This is a genomic window from Eisenbergiella tayi (assembly GCF_001881565.1).
GTDB classification, from domain to species: Bacteria; Bacillota; Clostridia; order Lachnospirales; family Lachnospiraceae; genus Eisenbergiella; species Eisenbergiella tayi.
Window position 1 is genome coordinate 1,652,761 of record NZ_MPDJ01000001.1, and the last position, 19,394, is coordinate 1,672,154.

Annotated in this window: 19 protein-coding genes; 16 read left to right on the forward strand and 3 right to left on the reverse strand. The window is 54.6% G+C overall.

What is annotated here, in order from left to right; all coding sequences use genetic code 11:
- Nucleotides 1-63: 63 nt before the first annotated feature.
- The 8 genes from BLA28_RS06900 to BLA28_RS06935 all read left to right on the forward strand — a co-directional run bounded on the left by BLA28_RS06900 (nucleotide 64) and on the right by BLA28_RS06935 (nucleotide 8,502).
- Nucleotides 64-1,044: a helix-turn-helix transcriptional regulator gene (locus BLA28_RS06900; RefSeq protein WP_044940849.1), complete on the forward strand. Its 981-nt coding sequence runs from the start codon at nucleotides 64-66 to the stop codon at nucleotides 1,042-1,044.
- 128 nt (nucleotides 1,045-1,172) lie between these two features.
- Complete coding sequence (locus BLA28_RS06905; protein WP_044940852.1) at nucleotides 1,173-1,775, forward strand: MptD family putative ECF transporter S component; 603 nt, start codon at nucleotides 1,173-1,175, stop codon at nucleotides 1,773-1,775.
- A 115-nt stretch (nucleotides 1,776-1,890) separates the two neighbouring features.
- Nucleotides 1,891-2,664 (forward strand): energy-coupling factor transporter transmembrane component T family protein, encoded by a 774-nt coding sequence (locus tag BLA28_RS06910; protein ID WP_071698925.1) that lies wholly within the window; start codon nucleotides 1,891-1,893, stop codon nucleotides 2,662-2,664.
- A gap of 1 nt (nucleotide 2,665) precedes the next feature.
- Nucleotides 2,666-4,132 carry an ABC transporter ATP-binding protein gene (locus BLA28_RS06915; protein WP_071698926.1) on the forward strand — a complete coding sequence of 489 codons (1,467 nt, stop codon included), beginning with the start codon at nucleotides 2,666-2,668 and terminating at the stop codon, nucleotides 4,130-4,132.
- Nucleotides 4,133-4,147: 15 nt separating this feature from the next.
- Nucleotides 4,148-5,932 carry an ABC transporter ATP-binding protein gene (locus tag BLA28_RS06920; protein ID WP_071698927.1) on the forward strand — a complete coding sequence of 595 codons (1,785 nt, stop codon included), beginning with the start codon at nucleotides 4,148-4,150 and terminating at the stop codon, nucleotides 5,930-5,932.
- Nucleotides 5,933-7,681, forward strand: coding sequence for an ABC transporter ATP-binding protein (locus BLA28_RS06925; RefSeq protein WP_071698928.1), 1,749 nt, complete (start codon nucleotides 5,933-5,935; stop codon nucleotides 7,679-7,681).
- 16 nt (nucleotides 7,682-7,697) lie between these two features.
- Complete coding sequence (locus BLA28_RS06930; RefSeq protein WP_071698929.1) at nucleotides 7,698-8,066, forward strand: metal-dependent transcriptional regulator; 369 nt, start codon at nucleotides 7,698-7,700, stop codon at nucleotides 8,064-8,066.
- Nucleotides 8,067-8,103: 37 nt separating this feature from the next.
- A complete protein-coding gene (locus BLA28_RS06935; RefSeq protein WP_058722710.1) occupies nucleotides 8,104-8,502 on the forward strand; it encodes a winged helix-turn-helix domain-containing protein in 399 nt (132 codons plus the stop codon).
- A 159-nt stretch (nucleotides 8,503-8,661) separates the two neighbouring features.
- Here the strand turns inward: BLA28_RS06935 and BLA28_RS34635 are convergent, their stop codons facing one another.
- Both BLA28_RS34635 and BLA28_RS06945 read right to left on the reverse strand, forming a co-directional pair.
- Nucleotides 8,662-8,913 (reverse strand): helix-turn-helix domain-containing protein, encoded by a 252-nt coding sequence (locus BLA28_RS34635; RefSeq protein WP_207731714.1) that lies wholly within the window; start codon nucleotides 8,911-8,913, stop codon nucleotides 8,662-8,664.
- 56 nt (nucleotides 8,914-8,969) lie between these two features.
- Nucleotides 8,970-9,290, reverse strand: a complete 321-nt coding sequence (locus BLA28_RS06945; RefSeq protein ID WP_058722745.1) for a helix-turn-helix domain-containing protein — start codon at nucleotides 9,288-9,290, stop codon at nucleotides 8,970-8,972.
- A gap of 142 nt (nucleotides 9,291-9,432) precedes the next feature.
- Here BLA28_RS06945 and BLA28_RS06950 point away from each other — a divergent pair, with 142 nt between their 5' ends.
- The 5 genes from BLA28_RS06950 to BLA28_RS06970 all read left to right on the forward strand — a co-directional run bounded on the left by BLA28_RS06950 (nucleotide 9,433) and on the right by BLA28_RS06970 (nucleotide 15,279).
- Nucleotides 9,433-10,317 carry a hypothetical protein gene (locus tag BLA28_RS06950; RefSeq protein WP_071698930.1) on the forward strand — a complete coding sequence of 295 codons (885 nt, stop codon included), beginning with the start codon at nucleotides 9,433-9,435 and terminating at the stop codon, nucleotides 10,315-10,317.
- A 31-nt stretch (nucleotides 10,318-10,348) separates the two neighbouring features.
- Nucleotides 10,349-10,966 (forward strand): hypothetical protein, encoded by a 618-nt coding sequence (locus BLA28_RS06955; protein ID WP_058722712.1) that lies wholly within the window; start codon nucleotides 10,349-10,351, stop codon nucleotides 10,964-10,966.
- 131 nt (nucleotides 10,967-11,097) lie between these two features.
- Nucleotides 11,098-11,727, forward strand: coding sequence for a TetR/AcrR family transcriptional regulator (locus BLA28_RS06960; protein WP_207731715.1), 630 nt, complete (start codon nucleotides 11,098-11,100; stop codon nucleotides 11,725-11,727).
- Between the two features lie 82 nt (nucleotides 11,728-11,809).
- Nucleotides 11,810-13,552, forward strand: a complete 1,743-nt coding sequence (locus BLA28_RS06965; protein WP_071698931.1) for an ABC transporter ATP-binding protein — start codon at nucleotides 11,810-11,812, stop codon at nucleotides 13,550-13,552.
- On the forward strand, nucleotides 13,549-15,279 hold the full coding sequence (locus BLA28_RS06970; RefSeq protein ID WP_058722714.1) for an ABC transporter ATP-binding protein: 1,731 nt from the start codon (nucleotides 13,549-13,551) through the stop codon (nucleotides 15,277-15,279). The genes BLA28_RS06965 and BLA28_RS06970 overlap by 4 nt, the downstream gene beginning before the upstream one ends.
- Nucleotides 15,280-15,437: 158 nt before the next feature.
- On the opposite strand, the gene BLA28_RS06975 is transcribed toward BLA28_RS06970, so the two are convergent.
- Nucleotides 15,438-16,400: an AraC family transcriptional regulator gene (locus BLA28_RS06975; RefSeq protein WP_071698932.1), complete on the reverse strand. Its 963-nt coding sequence runs from the start codon at nucleotides 16,398-16,400 to the stop codon at nucleotides 15,438-15,440.
- 188 nt (nucleotides 16,401-16,588) lie between these two features.
- On the opposite strand from BLA28_RS06975, the gene BLA28_RS06980 reads away from it, so the two are divergent.
- Genes BLA28_RS06980 through BLA28_RS06990 form a run of 3 tightly spaced genes read left to right on the forward strand, consistent with a single transcriptional unit; the run spans nucleotide 16,589 to nucleotide 19,391 of the window.
- A complete protein-coding gene (locus BLA28_RS06980) occupies nucleotides 16,589-17,200 on the forward strand; it encodes an MptD family putative ECF transporter S component (protein WP_058722716.1) in 612 nt (203 codons plus the stop codon).
- Complete coding sequence (locus BLA28_RS06985; RefSeq protein WP_058722717.1) at nucleotides 17,200-17,922, forward strand: energy-coupling factor transporter transmembrane component T; 723 nt, start codon at nucleotides 17,200-17,202, stop codon at nucleotides 17,920-17,922. The genes BLA28_RS06980 and BLA28_RS06985 overlap by 1 nt, the downstream gene beginning before the upstream one ends.
- The gene (locus BLA28_RS06990) at nucleotides 17,919-19,391 is read left to right on the forward strand and encodes an ABC transporter ATP-binding protein (protein ID WP_071698933.1); all 1,473 of its coding nucleotides are present in this window, start codon (nucleotides 17,919-17,921) and stop codon (nucleotides 19,389-19,391) included. The genes BLA28_RS06985 and BLA28_RS06990 overlap by 4 nt, the downstream gene beginning before the upstream one ends.
- Nucleotides 19,392-19,394: the final 3 nt, after the last annotated feature.

Here is a 19,394-nt window from a genome sequence, read left to right on the forward strand (position 1 = left end):
GGAAAAATCGGGTATCATCTGATTAGCGATAGCTAACTTGAACGAGTTAGAAAGAGGTGGGTTATGTCACATAGCAGTCTATATCTTACCAATCTTTATAACGATTTGATAACCAATACCCCTCAGACAATCACTATGGACATTCCTTCAGAAGTCGGGCAAGGCCAAATTTCTCAAACAAAAATCAAGCACGGCGTTATCCTCTCAGACTGGAAAATGTGCTATCAATCCGATATGAATGTGCAGGGTCCTGTTAGTGGAGAATATATGCAAATCATTTTCTGCCTGAATGATGGAATTTCATGGGGGATAATGAATGAGAATCGTTCTATTACTATACAGAAAAATGAGTCTTGTATCTATGCTGGACATGATGGCACAGAATATATCTGCTACAAAAAAGACAGTAACTTCTCATTCAAAAGCATTAAAATCCCAATTCCCTACTTTTCACAACTCCTTGCTGATTACTTTGACGGACAGGAAATTACAGTCTATGAAAAGAAGCTCCTGAATGGTATTGCCAAAGTCTCTGTCACACCAATTATGGAGCAAATACTGTCGGAAACAAGCAAATTTTCTCAATACCGCGGGGGGCTGGGCTATCTCTATTTGGACGGCAAACTGTTGGAGCTGCTGTCCATCTATCTGGGAGAAGTTTTGGAATTGGACATTCTGATGGGCAAAAATATTTCCATGTCCCGGACGGAGCGGACTGCCATCATGGAAGCAAAACGGATCATCGACAGCCAGCTCGCCTTTGCCCCCTCTTGTGAAGAACTGTCTCAACAGGTACATCTGAGTCTGACCAAGCTGACACGGGGATTTTCTTCCTTCTACGGTATGCCGATCCATCAATATGTTATTGAGCAGCGGTTGACACAGGCGGCGCAACTGCTGTTGGACGGAGACTGGAATGTGGGGGAGGTCGCTGCGATTGTAGGGTATGGAAAACCGAGCAACTTTGCGGCGGCCTTCAAGAAAAAATACGGTGTTGCACCCAAACATTACAGGGAGACACGCTTCAACCACACAAAGCAGTGACCTTTAACTGCTTTTGGGTGAAAATGGGCAGGTTTTGGGTCGAATTAGAAAGGCATAACTGATACAATATGCGTTGAGGTTAGTAAGTGCTAACCTCAACGCATATTGTTGTTTAGAGGAGGCAAAGCATGAAACAGAAGTTGAATGCGAAAGATTTTATCCTGATTGGCGTCCTGACCGCCCTCATGTGGATCATCTGCATGATTATCAGCACCATTATGAGTGTGGCCGGCCCAGTGACCAATGTGTTCTATCCATCCGTTGTCGCGATCCCCAATGGCATCGTGATGATGCTCTTACTGGCAAAGGTACCGAAAAAGGGCGTTTTCACCATCTGCTCCGCAATCCAGGCTATCCTGTTCCTGCTGGTGGGCGCTTTCTGGTTTATCCCCATCGGCTTGGTGATTGGCGGTGTGATCTGCGATTTCCTGGTCATGGGCCGGAAAGAAATCACCATGAAGTCCATGACCGTGGCCTACGCCCTGTTCAGCGCCATTTTTGCCTTCAGCGCCATCTGCCCCATCAAGTTCCTCCAGAGCGCCTTTGTGGGAGCCATGGAGAAGAACAATATTGCCCAGGAATACATAGACGGGATGCTGAATATCACCTCCGTCCCCATGCTGGTGGTCATCGTTGCGGCCGGCTTGGTAGGTGGACTGATTGGCGCCGTGATTGGGCAGAAGGCTTTGAAGAAGCACTTTATAAAGGCAGGGCTCGTTTCAGTCAAATAACAAGGCACAGCCCCTCGGCAGTCAATCAGACAAGCGCAGGCAAGCGGGCTGCCTGATCTCAGGGCGCGGGGCTGAAAATGGCCCCGCGCTTTGATTTGGATAGGGAGGCATTGGAATGGAAGAATCACAAATCAAACAAATCATTGAACAGCAGCCCCTTCATGGATCGGCACTGTTAGATCCCCGCTGCAAGATTTTACTTCTGGTCTGTATCGGGTTTGTCAGTTACTTTTTGGCTGGGGAGGTGGTCAGCCTTGCGCTCATGCTGGTGTATGGCCTGTTTATTGCCGTGGGGAACGGCGGAAAGTGGGCCTTGAAGATGATTGTGGTCTACATCATCGTTGCCTATCTCAACGCCCTGCTCCGCTATGTGCAGGTGCCGGTACTGAGCGTGATTATGAGCGTGTTCGGCGTGACGCTTTTGAAGCTGATTCCCATTGTGATGATGGGCCTTTGGATTTTGCGGACCACCTATATGGACGACCTGATGGTGGCGCTCCAGCGGATGCGGCTTCCCCAGGCGGTGACGATCCCGCTGGTGGTCATGTTCCGCTATATCCCCACCCTGCGGATTGAATACAGGCAGATCCGCAGCACCATGGACATCCGGGGGATCAGCGACACCTTGTGGAAACGGGTATCTCATCCTCTTGCCACCATTGAGTATATTTTAATTCCCCTGCTGATGCGGTGCCTGAAGGTCACGGACGAGCTGGCGGCCTCCGGCACCACCCGGGGGCTGGAGCTGGAGTGCAAACGGTACGCCCTGCGCCCCATTCGCTTCTCCTGGCCGGAGGTCCTGGTGTCCCTGCTGGGCGTTGTCTTTCTGGCGGCGCTGCTGTTCCTGGACCAGACCCGAATCGGGGAAATCATCTTGTGGAGGGTGTGACATGATCTCGTTTCAGAATTTCAGCTTTCGCTATGAAGAGAGCAAGGACTTTACCCTCCGTGGCATTGATATGACGGTGCAGACCGGCGAATTTATCCTCCTGACCGGGCGAAGCGGCTGTGGCAAGACCACGCTGATCCGCTCACTCAACGGCCTGATCCCGCACTTTTATCCCGGTGAGATACAGGGCGACCTTGTGATGGATGGGCGCTCCCTGCTGGAAATGAAGCCCGCACAGCTGGCCGGGCAGGTGGGGACGGTATTTCAGGACCCGCGCTCCCAGTTCTTCATGACGGACACTACGCGGGAACTGGCCTTTGGCTGCGAAAATATGGGCCTCCCCCGTGAGGAAACCATTGACCGCATCGCAAAAGCCGCAAAGGATCTGGAACTGGCGGACTACCTAAACCGGAGTATCTTTGCCCTGTCCAGCGGAGAGAAGCAGCAGATCGCCGTGGGCTCGGTCTACGCGCTTTCACCGAAGGTCTATATCTTCGATGAGCCCTCCGCAAACCTGGATTATGCGGCCACCAAACGGCTTGCGGAGATTATGGGAAAATTGAAGCGGGACGGATACACCATCTTTGTGGTGGAGCATCGCTTTTACTATCTGCGTGATTTAATCGACCGGGTATTTCTCATACAAAACGGAAAAATCGAACAGGAATTTACAAGGGAGCAGTTTTGCTCCTTACCGGAGGGAACGCGCATATCCTATGGGCTGCGGACTGCATATCCGGAGCGGGATGCGGAGCATTATCAGGAAAAAGAACGCCGCCCAATGGGGAAACACCTGCTGAGTGTGCAGGGCCTTTCCTTTGCTTATCCGAAAGAGCAGGAGGTCTTTCGGAATGTCAGCTTTGAAGCCCACGCCGGGGATGTGATCGGCATCCTGGGCCACAACGGAGCGGGCAAGACCACCCTCTTGTCCATCCTGACCGGCCTCTTGAAGCAGCGGAACGGCGAGATCACCTTTGACGGCAGAAAGCTCACCCCACGCCAGCGCCGGGCGCTGTCCTATTTGGTCATGCAGGACACGGATTACCAGCTCTTTGCCAGCAGTGTGGAGGAAGAACTCTCTCTTGGGATTCGGGAGGACTGCAAAGAGAAGGTGGACGCCGCGCTGGAGGCGCTGGAGCTGTCCGAATACCGGGAACAGCACCCGGCGGCCCTCTCCGGCGGGCAGAAACAGCGGGTCACCATTGGCGCGGCCATCGTCAAGGACAGCCCAGTGATCTATTTTGACGAGCCCACCAGCGGCCTGGACTATGACTCCATGGTGCGGGTCAGCCGCCTGATTGAGCAGTTGTCCGCTTCCGGCGTGATCGTGTTTGTGGTCTCTCACGACTTTGAGTTTATCGTCCGGACCTGTACGGAGGTGGTCCAGCTGGACGACCAGGGGGCCGTTCAAAACCACCGGCTCACGCCGCAGATGTTGAAAGCTCTGTCGGAACAGTATTTTCATTGATGGGAGGTTGAAATCATGTTTCAAAAGGTATTTGAATACGCGGGGCCGCATAAAAAGGGCCTCTATGCGGCCACAGCGGTGGTGCTGGTCAGCGTTTTGATGGGCGTCCTGCCCTTTGTGCTGGCCTACCAGGTAATTGCTCCGCTGGTGATGGGAGCGGAACTTGACGCTTCGTTTCTTATCCTGCGGGTGGCTTTGGTGCTGGTGTGCCTGGTCTTGCAGGCTGTTCTCTATGGCTGGGGGCTCAATCTTTCGCACAAGGCCGCCTATGACACGCTGCTCCGGCTGCGGACTGCCCTGCAAAAGCGGTTTGAGAAACTGCCTCTGGGCGTGATCCAGGACAAGGGCACCGGCACGGTCAAAAAGCTGTTTGTCGATGATGTGGACAGTCTGGAGGTCCTGTTGGCCCACTCCATGCCAGAGGGAATCGCAAACCTGATGGTCCCCATCGCGGTCTATGTGGCTATGTTTTTCGTGGACTGGAAGCTGGCGTTGCTGTCTCTGGCCTCCATCCCCATCAGCCTGATCGCCATGATGACCATGTACTCGGTGGGCATGAAGAAAATGGGCCCCTACTATATGGCCGGCCAGAAGATGAACAACACCATCATTGAGTACATCAACGGCATGGAGGTCGTCAAGGTATTCAACAAGGACGCGGACTCCTATGAGCGGTTTCGCAAGGATGTTTCGGATTACCGGGATTACACCTTGGCTTGGTACAAGGCGGCATGGCCCTGGATGGCAATTTACAGCAGCCTCCTTCCCTGCACTGTGATTTTGACTCTGCCGCTGGGGGCGTGGTTTGTCTTCGCCGGCTGGTCGGCTCTGCCAGACCTGATTTTGGTGCTGTGCCTCTCCCTGAGCATCGGGATGCCGCTCCTCAAATCCCTGGGCTTCCTGCCCACCATGCCCCAGCTCAACTACAAGATTTCTGCGCTGGAGCAGGTTTTGGATGCGCCGGAGCTTCAGCAGACGCCGGACAGCTTCCACGGCAAGGATGATACCATCGTTTATGACCATGTTTCCTTTGGCTACACCAAGACACAGCCCGGCCCGGACGGAAAGCCCATGGTGGTGGAGGATGAAGTGCTCCACGACATCAGCTTTACGGCCAAGGCCGGACAGAAAACGGCCCTGGTGGGAGAGTCCGGCTCGGGCAAGAGCACTCTGGCAAAGCTGTTGATCCACTACTATGACGCGCAGAAAGGCAGCATCTCCATTGGCGGACAGAAACTGTGTGACATGAGCCTGGAGGCGCTGAACAGCCGTATTTCCTATGTAGCGCAGGATCAATACCTGTTCAACACCTCTCTGCTGGAGAATATCCGCATGGGACGGTTGAACGCTACCGATGAGGAGGTCCTGGAGGCAGCGCGAAAAGCCCAGTGTATGGAGTTTCTGGAAAAGCTGCCCCAAGGTATCCACTCCATGGCGGGGGATGCGGGCAAGATGCTCTCCGGCGGTCAGCGCCAGCGTATTTCTCTGGCCCGTGCCATCCTGAAGGACGCCCCTATTGTGGTGCTTGATGAGGCCACCGCCTACGCTGACCCCGAGAACGAGGAGAAGATGGAGGCGGCGATTGCGGAACTGGTGAAGGACAAGACTCTGGTTGTTATCGCCCATAAGCTGCCTGCTATTATGAACGCCGACCAAATCTGCGTCGTAGACCACGGCAAACTGGTTGCGGCAGGAAAGCATCAGGACCTGATCCAGTCCTGCCCGGAATATCAAAAGCTGTGGAAGGCGGCCCAGGACAGCGCCGAATGGAACATACATACCGCAAAGGAGGGGAACTAAATGTTTGCACTGTTTTCAAGGATTTTGAAACTTGCTGGTCCATATAAAGGGCGTATTCAGGGCGCTTTTGCCTGCGCGTTTGTGGAGTCGATCCTGTCTAAAATGCCGATCTTCCTGGCCTTTGTGGTGTTGAGCGGCTTTGCCGCCGGAACATTGACCGGACAGACCTGCCTCTATGTGGGTCTTGGCCTCACGGCGGCCGTGCTGGTGCAGATGCTGGTCCACTACCTCAGCGACAGCCTCCAGAGCGCGGCGGGCTACCTGATGTTTGCCGAGAAGCGCATGGAGCTGGGCGGACACCTGCGGAAACTGCCTATGGGTTACTTCACCTCCGGCAATATCGGCAAAATCAGTTCTGTCCTCAGCACCGATATGGTGTTTATTGAAGAAGTCGCCATGAGCACGCTGGGCAACATGATGAGCTATCTGCTGTCCTCCCTGGTCCTGCTGGGGTTCATGTTCTATCTGAATTGGCAGCTGGGCCTGATCGCGGCCCTTGTGACCATCCTGGCGTGGCTGGTTTCCAGAGGGATGAACAAGGTTTCCCTGCGGGAAGCCGCTGGCCGCCAGGAACAGAGCGAACGGCTGACGGACGCGGTGCTGTCCTTTGTGGAGGGCATCGGGGTCATCAAGAGCTATAACCTGCTGGGTGAGAAATCGGAAGAACTGACCGGCAATTTCAAGCGGTCCAGAAATACATCCCTCGCCTTTGAACGGAAGATGACCCCGTGGACCATGGGGTTGAATGTCCTTTATGGAATCGGGATTGCCGCGATTTTTGGCCTGTCGGTCTTTCTGGAGCGGAGCGGTGTCCTTTCTCTGGCCTATGTGCTGGGCGTCCTCCTGTTCGTCTTTGACCTGTTCGGGCCGCTCAAGGCGCTTTATGGCGAGGCGTCCCGCCTGACTGTGATGAACGCCGCCCTGGACCGCATTGAGGCTGTATTGGATGAGCCGGAGCTCCCGGACACAGGGAAACAGCATATCCCGGCTCAAGCGCAGCCAGGCCAGCCGGAGGTGCAGTTCAATGATGTAGCCTTTGCCTACCAGGACAAAGAGGTGCTGCACCACATCAGCTTCTCGATGTTCCCCAATAGCATGACCGCTCTCGTGGGCCCCTCCGGCGGCGGGAAGTCCACCATCGCCAATCTGCTGGCCCGGCTGTGGGATGTGAAAAGCGGCAGTGTTGCCATCCGGGGCGTGGACACCCGACAAGTCCCCCTCGCGGAGCTGATGGATCACATCAGCATGGTATTCCAGCGCGTGTATCTCTTCCAGGACACGATCTATAACAACATCAGTATGGGCAAGCCAAACGCCACCGAGGAGGAGGTCTATGAGGCGGCGAGGAAAGCCCGCTGCTACGATTTCATCATGGCTCTGCCTGACGGATTTCAGACTGTGGTGGGAGAGGGCGGCGCAACCCTCTCCGGCGGTGAGAAACAGCGTATCTCCATCGCCCGCTGTATTCTGAAAGACGCTCCTATTGTAATTTTGGACGAGGCGACCGCCAGCGTGGACACTGACAATGAGAGCTATATTCAGGAGGCTATCTCCGAACTGGTAAAGGGTAAGACCCTGCTGGTCATTGCCCACCGTTTGAATACCATCCAGAACGCCGACCAGATTTTGGTCATCAGTGACGGACATATCTCGCAGCATGGCACCCATGAGGAATTGATGGAACAACCCGGTATTTATCAGGATTTCGTCCGTATCCGTATGAACTCTGCCGGTTGGAGCCTGTCTTGATGGAGAGGAGCTCCCCATGAAACAATTACACGCATCTGGCGAAGATTATCTGGAAGCAATCCTTGTCTTAAAGAGGAAGAAAGGCATGGTGCGCTCCGTAGATGTGGCCCGGCACCTTGATGTATCGAAACCCAGCGTGTGTCATGCGGTAGCCACCTTGAAAGAGGGCGGGTTTCTCACCATGGACGAAGACTCTTTCCTGCACCTGACCGATGTGGGCCGAGAGGTTGCCGAAAGAACTTATGAGAAGCACTGCTTTTTCATCCGTCTGCTGGTGGATGCAGGTGTAGAGCCAAAGACTGCCGAGCAGGATGCCTGCCGCATGGAGCACGCAATCAGCGATGACAGTTTTCAAAAAATTAAATCAGGGCTAAAGGACAAGTAAAAGTGGTCTGGCAGTCGAGGTTATCGGAGGTGATGTAGTGGGAAAACTGTTCATATTATCAGTCGAAGAAGATGATCTTGAAACCGCAGAGAAAATCATGGCCTTCATAGAGTCAACAGAACTGGTCATGTGTACGGATCTTTCCTCTGCCCCTCTGCGCTATAAGGCTTTATGTATCGACGCTGCGTGCCGTCAAGTGTTTTGGCAGGGCAAATTCATAGAGCTGACTCCTATGGAGTTCGATGTGTTTCATTTGCTTGCCCGGCGGCCCGGACGGGTATTTTCAAAAAGGGAGATCTATGAGTTCGCCGCCCCTGATTCGTTTGACAGCAGTTGGACGGGGATTTCCAGCATCATTTACAAGCTGCGCCATAAGCTGAACGCTGACTTTATCCAAACCGTGTATGGGAAGGGCTATAAATTCTTGCCACCGTAACACTGTTGACCATTAAAGACAAGACAATAGAAAGGCCGAATTTTAGGTAAGTAATACTTTATACATGGAGTAAATCGACAAGATTAGAGTAACGCCAGCCAGCAAGCAGATATAAAAAACGACGCTTTGGTGTGAGCAGTAATGCCCTCAAAGCGTCGTTTATATTTTGTCTGGAATGTGGCGAAGAACATCTTCTACCCTGCAAGAAAGAATGTTGCAAAGGTCATTCAGTGTTGCGGTTGAGATATTCCGGTTTTGTTTCAAAGAATCCAATGTCCCCTTGCTGAAGGAATAATCCTTTATTAAAGAATAGGTCGTAATTCCTTTTCGACGCATGGTATCCCAGAGCGGATCGTAAGTAATAATAGAGACCACCCCTTTGTGATTCCTATTATATTTGACATGTTGCATCTTGAATATTCCCGGTATGTCGGGTATAATATCTTAATTACATGATTTCATGTCCATCAATTTTTCTCATTCAAGCGCCTGACCATCAGCAGAACAGCTTCTAAATCCTGATCGTTCATCGACTTGATGCCATCTATAATCTCCTGAACTAAAATTGGATTTCGGTATTCTGTTTCCTCATCGAAAAACAAACGGGGCGTGATACCGAGCGTGTCAATCAAATAGAGCAGTTCTTTCACAGATGGCTGGGAATACCCCGTTACAATGTTATGAATATAGTTCTTGCTATGCCCTAAATCATAGCTTAACTGATACTCGGAAATCCCCTTTTTTACCCGTAACTCTGTAATACGGTTTCTAATAAAGTCCATCTCCATATACGATTCCTCCACCACCATTTCCCTCATGGTACACTTTTGTGGTGTGACATTAGGGTGCGCGTGGTGTGCTTTTTTATGCAATAGCACTTTAATGGTGTTATAATTGAGTAAAACGCCACACGGGAAAAGAGAGAAACGCATGGATCGAGAAAGAGAATCACCCCCGGAGAGGCTGCCGTTCTGTTTAGACGACACAGTTGGTGAAATAGTAAGGGCATGTCAGGAGTGCCCCGGCGTCTACTATATCGCGGCCCGGAAACAGGACGGCAGGTTTTTAGCGGACGAATACTATGTGGTGGAACGCTCCTCGCCAGCCATATCAAAAGAGGCTATGGCATACGGAAGAATGTCGGAAGAGGACTCCCGTGTGCTGCTCTATCCGTTTGCGGAGGAACGACATGGGTATAAAATTATTGAGTATGAGATCTATCGGTATCAGGTCCGGCACGGAATGTACGCAGACGGACAAACCTCGCTTCGTGATGTTGCTTTTTTCAATATGGAGTATCATCCGGAATACTTTGGGCCCTACCCGGCGCCCCTTGCCACGCCGCGGGGCCGTACTGCACGCTACAAGCCGCTGATGAACGGCGTCTTCTGGATCGAAACAGGTACAGGAGAGGAAGTCCTCGCTGTCTGCTATCCTATTTGGAACTGCGACTTCTCGGAAACCGTATTGAAGCAATCGGAGCAGTCCGAAGAGGATGTACGGGAAGGAATTGACAATACCTTGGGGTATCTGTTCTTTTCCAAGCGGGCCAGCAGTCTCGCCTTGTTTGAACTATGGGGGCAGTACGAGGAGTTAAGGACTGGCGGCCTAATCAACTACCCCGCATTGATGAACTATATCTGGGCCTATTTTCCGGAGTACGCCGCCACATACAATATGCAGAATCAGCTGGGGATGCACGATACCTTCGGCCTGTTGATGAGCGCACTGGGGACGGAGGTGGAATTGCAGAACAACCCAAATGAAGTAATTGCAATGTCAACGGCCGCCGGGCTTGATTTCCTGAATTTTTAATTGGGCTAAAAATGACAGATCAGGTGGAACAATGGACTGGGATCAAAATGAAGAGCTGGTAGAACAAATCCTTCGTACCGGCATGTACGCAAAGCTGTATGATGAAGAAACAACATACGGGTACCTGACCTATTTAACCTACCGGGTGGAGGACACGCTGTTCACTTGGAAAAAGAAAAGCGATGTGGACGGGTTTTGGGCCGACCTCACATGGGAGGAATATATCTCCTTTTTGCGGCGAGAAAAAACATTGCTCCTGGCAGCTCAAAGGGTGCTGTTCAACACTGTGATGGCTTTCCCGGCCTCCGCATTTGACTTTACATTGTCAGAGGCAGAAGTGGACTTTCCCGTAGCGCGTTATGACAGCGCCGGGATGCTCCATATGGCAAAGCTCTATTCCTTCGAGAACTGTATCTCAATCGTAGAGTTTCTGATGTTCCGAGCAGAGAGGGCGTATTATCCGCTGTGGAAGAAACAGCGGGGACCCCACTACACATGGGAGCTTTATATCGTGGAACTGCTTCACAGCCGAAGGGAATTTGTAGACCCACTATCGAGGGCCTTCCGCAACGCGCTGGTTCAACTGGACTTTCTCCCGGCGTGGCAGATGATCTATCCGACTATTCAAGAGGATGCAGAAATAGAATAACATGAAAAGACCCCGCAGATTCGGTCTGCGGGGTCTTTCGCTCTCTTATTCTGAGCTCCCCTCTTGACAAATGAAAACCGTAGTGCTATATTCAAAACAGCGTTATAAAACATTGTTTTGAATGAGGAGGAATGGCAGTGGCAAAACAAAAGGTGGGCGTCTATGACCGGGTGCTGGAGTGCGCCAAGGAGGAGTTTTTGTCCAGGGGATTTCTGGACGCTTCCTTGCGTACCATCGCCCAGGAAGCGGAGACCAGCACCGGGTCAATCTACACCCGCTTTGGGGACAAAGAGGGGCTGTTCCGCGCCCTCGCGGAGCCGGTGGTGGATGAATTTAAGGCCATGTTCCGCAAGGTCCAGGAGGACTTTCACCAATTCCCGGAGGAGGAGCAGAGGGCCGAGATGGGCCAGTACACTGCCCGCCATCAGGAAGACCTGTTGGACTACATCTACGACCACTTTGATGTATTCCGCCTGCTGCTGGACGGGGCCCATGGTACCCGGTTTTCGCGCTTCCTGGACGAACTGGTGGACATCGAGGTGGAGTACACCTACAAGTACATGGAGGTCATCGGTTGCGAGAGCGTCAAATCCGGCCTGGTGACGGAGGAGTTCATCCATATCATCGTCACCGCCTACTTCAACGGCATGTTCGAGGTGGTGCGGCACAACATGGACCGCGCCGCCGCCCACCGCTATGTCAAGATGCTCAACCGCTACCACATGGCAGGTTTCGGCACCGTGTTTGACCCTCAGCCCTGACAAAAGAGGCTGTGCCCTTGGGTGCAGCCCTCCTGTTTGCACAAAAGTTAGCAATTACTAACCAAAAGGAGGAATTTATATCATGAAACAACAAAGCCCCATGCTCCGTTTGTGGGAGCTGGGAGAGGGACAGCAGGGCGGCCTGAAGCGGGCGGTCCTGTCCGCTGTGGTGGGGGTACTGTTTGGGATGCTCCCTTACTTCGCCGCGGCGCAGATCATCCTGGGCCTGCTGAAAGGGGAGCAGAGTATGCAATACTACCTGATATGGTGTGTTGTGGCGCTCGTGGGCTTCCTGCTCCGGGCCACCCTGTATTCCCTGGCCCTGTCCCAATCCCACAAGGCCACCTTTGCCATCCTGAAATCCATCCGGGAGCGGGTGCTGGAGAAGCTGCCAAAGATGCCTCTGGGTACGATTCTGGACACCTCCAGCGGCCAGATGAAGCAGATCATTGTGGACCAGGTGGAGAGCATGGAACGGCCCCTGGCCCATCTTCTGCCGGAGATGACCGCCAATGTGCTGGGGCCAGTGTGCATCCTGATCTACCTGTTCGTACTGGACTGGCGGATGGCCCTTTTAAGCATGGTGTCCATCCCGGTGGGCATGGCTTTCATGATGGCGGTGATGGCTGGCTACGGCAAGCAGTATGAGGGCTCGGTCAAGACCACCCAGGCCATGAACAGCGCCATTGTGGAGTACATCGGCGGCATTGAGGTCATCAAGGCGTTCAACCAGGGCAAGCAGTCCTATGCCCGCTTCTCCGACAGCGTAAAGGCCAACGCCTCCTACTTCTACCACTGGATGAAGAGCTGCCAGATGCCGGTCTCTCTGGCCCGTGCCATCTCACCTACCACCATGATTACTATTCTGCCGGTGGGCTGGCTTCTCTACACCGGAGGGAGTCTGCCCATCGAGACCTTTATCACCACCATCGTCCTGTCCCTGGGCATTGCCGGGCCTCTGCTGGCCGCTATGGACTTTGTGGACAGCCTTGCCAAAGTGGGCACCATCGTGGGCTCGGTGGACGCCATCCTGAACGGGGCGGAGCAGGATCACGGGGAAGCGTCGGTGGAGTTCCGGGGCCGGGACATCAAGCTCTCCCATGTGTCTTTCGGCTACCACGCGGACAAGGAGGTGCTCCACGATGTGTCCCTCACCATTCCCGCCGGGAGCATGACCGCCTTTGTGGGGCCCTCTGGCTCGGGCAAGTCCACCATCGCCAAGCTGATCGCCGGCTTTTGGGATGTAACCTCCGGCTCCATCACCTTGGGCGGACAAGACTTGAAGCGGGTCCCACTGAAGCAGCTCTATGACCAGGTGGCCTTTGTCTCCCAGGACAACTACCTCTTTGACGAGAGCATCCGGGAAAATATCCGCATGGGTCGCCCGGCGGCCACCGACGCCGAGGTGGAGGCCGTGGCAAAGGCCGCCGGGTGCGACGCCTTTATCCGGGGCCTGGAACGCGGCTACGACACCGTGGTGGGCGGAGGCGGCGCCCATCTGTCCGGCGGCGAACGCCAGCGCATCGCCATCGCCCGGGCCATGCTCAAAGACGCGCCCATTGTGGTGCTGGACGAGGCGACCGCCTACATAGACCCCGAGAACGAAGCTGTTGTTCAGCAGGCCGTGGGTAAGCTGGTGGCGGGAAAGACCGTTCTGGTCATCGCCCACCGCCTCAGCACCATCACGGGAGCGGATCAGATCGTGGTAGTCAATGGCGGCCGCATCCAGGATGCGGGCACCCACGAAGAACTTTTGAAAAACTGCCCGCTGTATCAAGAGATGTGGCGGGCTCACATGGGCGCAAAGGAGGGAGAGCAGGCATGATCGGCGTTCTGAAAAAAATCTGGCACTTTGCCGGCGAGGAACAGGGCAATATCCGAAAGTCCATGATTTTAGGCTTCTTTTACGCGGTGTTCCACATGTTCCAGATCGCGGCCATCTATGTGGTGGTGCTGGCCCTGGTGGGCGGCTCCACAGACCCCGCCCCGGCATGGCAGGCGCTGGGGCTTCTGCTGGCCAGCATTCTGGGCCGGGCGGTCCTCAACCGCTTCAGCCAGCTCCAACAGACCCACGCCGGCTACTTCATGGTGGCGAATAAGCGTATCTCCATCGGCGACAAACTCAAGCGGGTCCCCATGGGCTATTTCAACGACCAGAGTTTGGGGGAGCTCACCGGCATCACCACCACCGTTCTGGACGAGGTGGAGAGCACCGGCCCTATGGTACTGGTTGGTATCCTGGGCGGCCTGATCAATTCTGCCGTCATGCTGCTGTGCATCCTGTTCTGGGACTGGCGGATCGGTCTGCTGGCCCTGGCGGGGATGCTGGTGTATCTGGCCCTTCTCTCCGGAATGGAGAAACAGTCCGCCAAAATCGCCCCCAAGCGCCAGCGGGACGAGGCCCGGCTGGTGGAGGCGGTGCTGGAACAGCTCCAGGGCATGAGCGTCATCAAGTCCTTTAACCTGACCGGAAAGGGTGACAAGCGGGTGCGGCAGGCTCTGGAGGACAGCCGGGCGAACAATCTGGCGGTAGAGAAGCTGTTCACTCCCTATATCTGGGGCCAGGAGATGGTTCTCCACCTGTTCAGCGTTCTGATCCTGGCCGCGTCGGTGGGGCTGTGCCTGACAGGAGCCATGTCCCTCGCCAATGCGCTGATGGCGGTCATCGTCTCCTTCCTGATTTTCTCCCAGATCCAGTCCGCGGGCAGCGGCGTGTCCGCCCTGCGTCTGGTGGGCAGCTCCATCGACCATGCAAACCAGGTGGACGACATCCCGGAGATGGATCAGCGCGGCACGGTAATCCGTCCAGAGGACCACGAGATTGTATTCGACCATGTGAACTTCTCCTATGGAAGTCGCCCCATCCTCAAGGATGTGTCTCTGACCATCCCAGATCGAACGACCACCGCCATTGTAGGGCCCTCCGGCTCGGGCAAGACCACTCTCTGCAACCTGATCGCCCGGTTTTGGGATGTGGACGGCGGCCGTGTGACCATCGGCGGCCGGGATGTGCGGGAGTACACACTGGAATCCCTCATGGAGCAGGTGAGCATGGTGTTCCAGCGGGTGTACCTCTTTGCCGACACGGTGGAGAACAATATCAAGTTCGGCTGCCCGGACGCTACCCATGAGCAGGTGGTGGAGGTTGCAAAAAAGGCGTGCTGCCACGACTTTATCTCCGCCCTGCCGGATGGATATAATACGGTAATTGGCGAGGGAGGAGCCACGCTCTCTGGCGGAGAGAAGCAGCGCATCTCCATCGCCCGGTGTCTCTTGAAGGACGCGCCCATCGTCATCTTCGACGAGGCCACGGCCAATGTGGACCCCGAGAATGAGGATCAGCTCCAAAGGGCTATGGAAGCCCTGACGAGGGAGAAGACCGTGCTGATGATCGCCCACCGGCTCAAGACCGTGCGGGGTGCGGATCAGATTCTGGTGCTGGACCAGGGCAGCGTCGTCCAAAAGGGTACCCACGACGAACTGATCCAGCAGGCGGGCATCTACCGGGATTTCGTGTCCGAGCGCACGGAGTCCAGCCGATGGACACTTTGATTGATCGCAAAAGACAAAACTGCAGTACAGATATTTGCACTGTGATTTTTGGGTGGCTATGGCATTTGCAGCAAAAAAATCGCCATGCGCAGATATGGGGAACGCTATAAAGAAAGCGTGCAGTTCCAAAACTAAAGTGGAGCTGCACGCTTTCTATTCTACTTCTTTCCTACCTTCCTAAACTCTCCCGGTAACAGTCCAGTGCTCTTTCGGAACAGCTCCGCAAAGCGGCTGGAGGTAGAATAGCCCACAGTCTGCGCAATCTGTCCAATGGACAAATCAGTATTGGTGAGAAGGTACTCCGCCTGGCTCATGCGGCGCTGCTGGATGTACTCGGTGATGGTGCAGTCGTAGACCTTCTTGAAACTGCTCTTGAGTTTTGTTGTCCCCATGCAGGCAATCTGGGTCAGACGCTCCATGGGAACTTCCGCGGCGTAATGGTCGCTCAGGTAGGTAGCGACTGTCTGAATATTCTCAATATCCTGGGTTGCCAGCCGCCCAGTGGCCGCCGGACGCTTTTTCTGATACTCCACCACCAGCGACAACGCTTCGGCTACCTTGCCCTCATAAAACAGTTTGGCGGCGATCCCATCTCCGCGGTAATTTTGAAGCTCTGTAAGGAGCCTGGACATTTCCGGGAAGTCTGTTGTCTGGTCGATCTTTCGGAATGCCTCCACCGGGTTGTGGTATTCGTCCGGATACTGCTTTTTGAGATAATCCTCATAGTAGGCGGGCATGATCTCAACGCCGATGGAGCGAATGGGAATATTTTTGTGGATCAGCACCCGGTAGGGCGAATAGCCACCGATATAGGTTTTGATACACCCGGCGGACAGCCGGCGGTACGGAGCCAATTCCTCGCCGGAGATGGAATCATAGCGGGTGATGCTCAAACACTCTGGCAGGGAGAATTCCAGCAGAGAGTCCTCGTGAAAGGAAAAGTTATGGATCTTGATGTCGTACAGATCCTTTTGCCCGTAGGTCCAGTAGGACCCCTCTCCGATTTCGGGCGATAACTTCCACGAGATACCTAAAGAACCATACTGCTGATTATCCGGGTCGGGAATAAAACCGTGCCCTTTCAACAGCGGCGCATAGTATTGCTCAATGATTTCGGGCATGACAAAAGACTCGCCTCCTCTTTACAACGATTGGACGAACTTTTGAAACGAAAAGACGAACCTCGTTTCAAATCATTGAAAGCCGCCCCAATCGAGTGTATGTTATAGGTGACGGTTAGCGAACTCTAACCAAAGAGTAGCATATCACAAAGAAAAAGTCAACATGACGCAAAAACAGGAGGAGCAAAATGAGTAATCAAGTCAATTCACTGAAGAAGGGCCTTACGGTCAAGGATCTTGTGACAACGGGTATTTTCAGTGCCATCTTTTTTGTGTTTACCCTGGTCGGCGGACTTCCGTTCGCCCCGAATCCAGTCCTGACCTTCTATATGCCGATGGGGGCGGCGCTGCTGTGCGGCCCTATTTATCTGCTGATGGTGGCTAAAGTGCAGAAGCGGTGGAGCGTCACAATCCTCGGCATCATCATGGGGATCATCTGGTTTGCCACCGGAATGCACTGGGCGTTTTCCCTGGGCTATATCGGGATGGGACTCATTGCGGACTTGGTAGCCGGCGCCGGTCACTACCGCAACAAGGCCATCAATCTGCTGTCCTATATGCTGATTTCCCTGGGAGGCATCTATACTTATGTGGTATTCTTTCTTGACCCGGACGGCTGGGCCAGCACCATGCTGAACAATGGCACGGAACAGTCCTACATCGACACCATGAACGCCTCCGCACCCTCCTGGCTCCTCGTGGTCATCATCGCCGGCACATTGACGGTGGCGGCTCTCAGCGGCTGGGTCGGCGGCAAGATGCTGAAAAAGCAGTTTGAAAAGGCTGGGATCACCGCATGATGGGCGGAGCGTCATCCCGGCGCGGGCTGTGGCTGGACCCCAGGACGAAGATATTGCTGCTGCTGTTCTGCATCCTTTCCGCTATGATGGCCCCGTCCCTATTCTACGAACTGGGCCTTGTGGTGCTGATCGGACTGCTCGGCGTCTGCTTCGGGAAGTGGAAATATGCCTGGAAGGGGGTGCTGTTCTATGCGCTGATTGTTCTGCTCACCCTCTGGATTATGGACACCATGACGGGCACCTGGCGCACCATGTTTATCGCCTTTTTGGGGCTGTTCCATAAGGTCTATCCCTGTGGGATGCTGTCCGGCATTGTCCTCTCTACCACGAAGGTCAGCGAATTCTTATCCGCCATGAACCGCATCCACGCACCGAAAAAGCTGGTGATCCCGCTGGCCGTCATGCTCCGCTATGTCCCCACCATCCAGGAGGACTGGCGGTTTATCAAGGACGCCATGCGGATGCGGGATGTATCGCCGTCTCCCAAGGGACTGCTGACGCACCCGGCCATGACGGTGGAGTGCATTTATGTCCCGCTGATGATGGCGGCCTCCAAGGCGGCGGATGAACTGTCCATCGCCTCCATTACCCGCGGGATCGAAAACCCGAAGCCCCGGACCTGTCTGGTGCAGATTCACATAGGACCCGCGGATCTTCTGGCGGGCGTCTGCTTCGCGGCGTACCTCGCTGTGGGGCTGTACTGGAAGGGGGTGTTCGGATGATTGAGCTGAAGCATGTGTCGTTTGCCTACCAGGGGCAGGAGCATGATGGCCTGCACGACATCAATCTGACGATTGCGGACGGAGAGTGCGTCCTGTTCTGCGGCCGGAGCGGATGCGGCAAGACCACCATCACAAGGCTGGTCAACGGCCTGATCCCACAATTCTATGCGGGAGAATTGACGGGCAGCGTACTGGTGGATGGACAGGAGATCAGCAAGCTGCCCATGTACCAGATCGCCGCTAAAGTCGGCTCTGTGTTCCAAAACCCCAGGACGCAGTTTTTCAATGTGGACACGGACAGCGAAATCGCCTTTGGGATTGAAAACGAGGCCCGACCGCCCGTGGAGCTGGCGGAGCGGGTGGAGCAGGCCACTGACGACCTGCATATCCGCCCGCTCCGAAACCGCAATATCTTTGAATTGTCCGGGGGCGAAAAGCAGAAGATCGCCTTCGCCTCGGTCTATGCCATGAATCCGGAGATTTACCTGCTGGATGAGCCGTCCTCCAATCTGGATATGACATCTATCCAGGAGTTAAAAAGACATCTGCGGCTGCTTCAAAAGCAGGGCAAGACCATCCTGATCGCGGAGCACCGGCTTTATTATCTGATGGATCTGGCGGACCGGATCGTGTACTTGGAGCAGGGCCGGATTGAGAAGATTTTGACGCCGGAAGAGTTCCGCAGATTGCCGAAGGAGGCCCGGGAACGCATCGGATTGCGGGCGGCGGATTTAGCGGAGGTGCGGCCTCCGCAAGTCCACCCGCCGGCATCTTCCCCTGTCCTGGAGCTTCGGGATGTCACGCTCCGGTATAAAAAGCGGACGATCCTGCACCGCATCAGCCTTGCCGCCACAAAGGGTGAGGTAATCGGCGTGGTGGGCCACAACGGGGCCGGGAAAACGACTTTTTCCCGCGCCCTGTGCGGACTCCACAAGGACTGCGAGGGGCAGTTTCTGTGGGATGGACAGGCAATGGAGCGGAAGAACAGGCTGAAACGCTCCTACATGGTGATGCAGGATGTGAACTACGAATTATTTGCCGAGAGTGTGGAGGCGGAGTGCTCTTTCGGCATCCGCAATCCGGACTTGACCTTGGCCGCCTCGACTCTGGAGGAATTGGGGCTGGCTCCCTATCGGGAGCGCCACCCCAACACGCTGTCCGGCGGGCAGAAGCAGCGGGTGGCCGTAGCGGTCAGCATGATCTGCGGAAAAGACCTGCTGGTGTTTGACGAGCCTACCAGCGGTCTGGACTTTGACAGCATGACCCAGGTGGCGGGACTGATCCGGCGGCTGTCTGAGCTTGGAAAGGTCATTTTCATTGTCACCCATGATTTTGAATTTGTCTGCCGTACCTGCTCCCGTGTCCTACATTTTGACGAGGGCGAGATGCCCGATGATATACCCGTTGTGATGGACGCCCTCCCGAAACTGAGAGAGCTGTTCTCTGTTTCAGATGGAAAGGAGAGGTAGTCT

What these genes read in the sequence shown, in the direction of transcription:
- BLA28_RS06900 (WP_044940849.1), top strand. Translation starts at nt 64, where the DNA reads ATGTCACATAGCAGTCTATATCTTACCAATCTTTATAACGATTTGATA.
- BLA28_RS06905 (WP_044940852.1), top strand. Translation starts at nt 1,173, where the DNA reads ATGAAACAGAAGTTGAATGCGAAAGATTTTATCCTGATTGGCGTCCTG.
- BLA28_RS06910 (WP_071698925.1), top strand. Translation starts at nt 1,891, where the DNA reads ATGGAAGAATCACAAATCAAACAAATCATTGAACAGCAGCCCCTTCAT.
- BLA28_RS06915 (WP_071698926.1), top strand. Translation starts at nt 2,666, where the DNA reads ATGATCTCGTTTCAGAATTTCAGCTTTCGCTATGAAGAGAGCAAGGAC.
- BLA28_RS06920 (WP_071698927.1), top strand. Translation starts at nt 4,148, where the DNA reads ATGTTTCAAAAGGTATTTGAATACGCGGGGCCGCATAAAAAGGGCCTC.
- BLA28_RS06925 (WP_071698928.1), top strand. Translation starts at nt 5,933, where the DNA reads ATGTTTGCACTGTTTTCAAGGATTTTGAAACTTGCTGGTCCATATAAA.
- BLA28_RS06930 (WP_071698929.1), top strand. Translation starts at nt 7,698, where the DNA reads ATGAAACAATTACACGCATCTGGCGAAGATTATCTGGAAGCAATCCTT.
- BLA28_RS34635 (WP_207731714.1), bottom strand. Translation starts at nt 8,913, where the DNA reads ATGCAACATGTCAAATATAATAGGAATCACAAAGGGGTGGTCTCTATT.
- BLA28_RS06945 (WP_058722745.1), bottom strand. Translation starts at nt 9,290, where the DNA reads ATGGAGATGGACTTTATTAGAAACCGTATTACAGAGTTACGGGTAAAA.
- BLA28_RS06950 (WP_071698930.1), top strand. Translation starts at nt 9,433, where the DNA reads ATGGATCGAGAAAGAGAATCACCCCCGGAGAGGCTGCCGTTCTGTTTA.
- BLA28_RS06955 (WP_058722712.1), top strand. Translation starts at nt 10,349, where the DNA reads ATGGACTGGGATCAAAATGAAGAGCTGGTAGAACAAATCCTTCGTACC.
- BLA28_RS06960 (WP_207731715.1), top strand. Translation starts at nt 11,098, where the DNA reads ATGGCAGTGGCAAAACAAAAGGTGGGCGTCTATGACCGGGTGCTGGAG.
- BLA28_RS06965 (WP_071698931.1), top strand. Translation starts at nt 11,810, where the DNA reads ATGAAACAACAAAGCCCCATGCTCCGTTTGTGGGAGCTGGGAGAGGGA.
- BLA28_RS06970 (WP_058722714.1), top strand. Translation starts at nt 13,549, where the DNA reads ATGATCGGCGTTCTGAAAAAAATCTGGCACTTTGCCGGCGAGGAACAG.
- BLA28_RS06975 (WP_071698932.1), bottom strand. Translation starts at nt 16,400, where the DNA reads ATGCCCGAAATCATTGAGCAATACTATGCGCCGCTGTTGAAAGGGCAC.
- BLA28_RS06980 (WP_058722716.1), top strand. Translation starts at nt 16,589, where the DNA reads ATGAGTAATCAAGTCAATTCACTGAAGAAGGGCCTTACGGTCAAGGAT.
- BLA28_RS06985 (WP_058722717.1), top strand. Translation starts at nt 17,200, where the DNA reads ATGGGCGGAGCGTCATCCCGGCGCGGGCTGTGGCTGGACCCCAGGACG.
- BLA28_RS06990 (WP_071698933.1), top strand. Translation starts at nt 17,919, where the DNA reads ATGATTGAGCTGAAGCATGTGTCGTTTGCCTACCAGGGGCAGGAGCAT.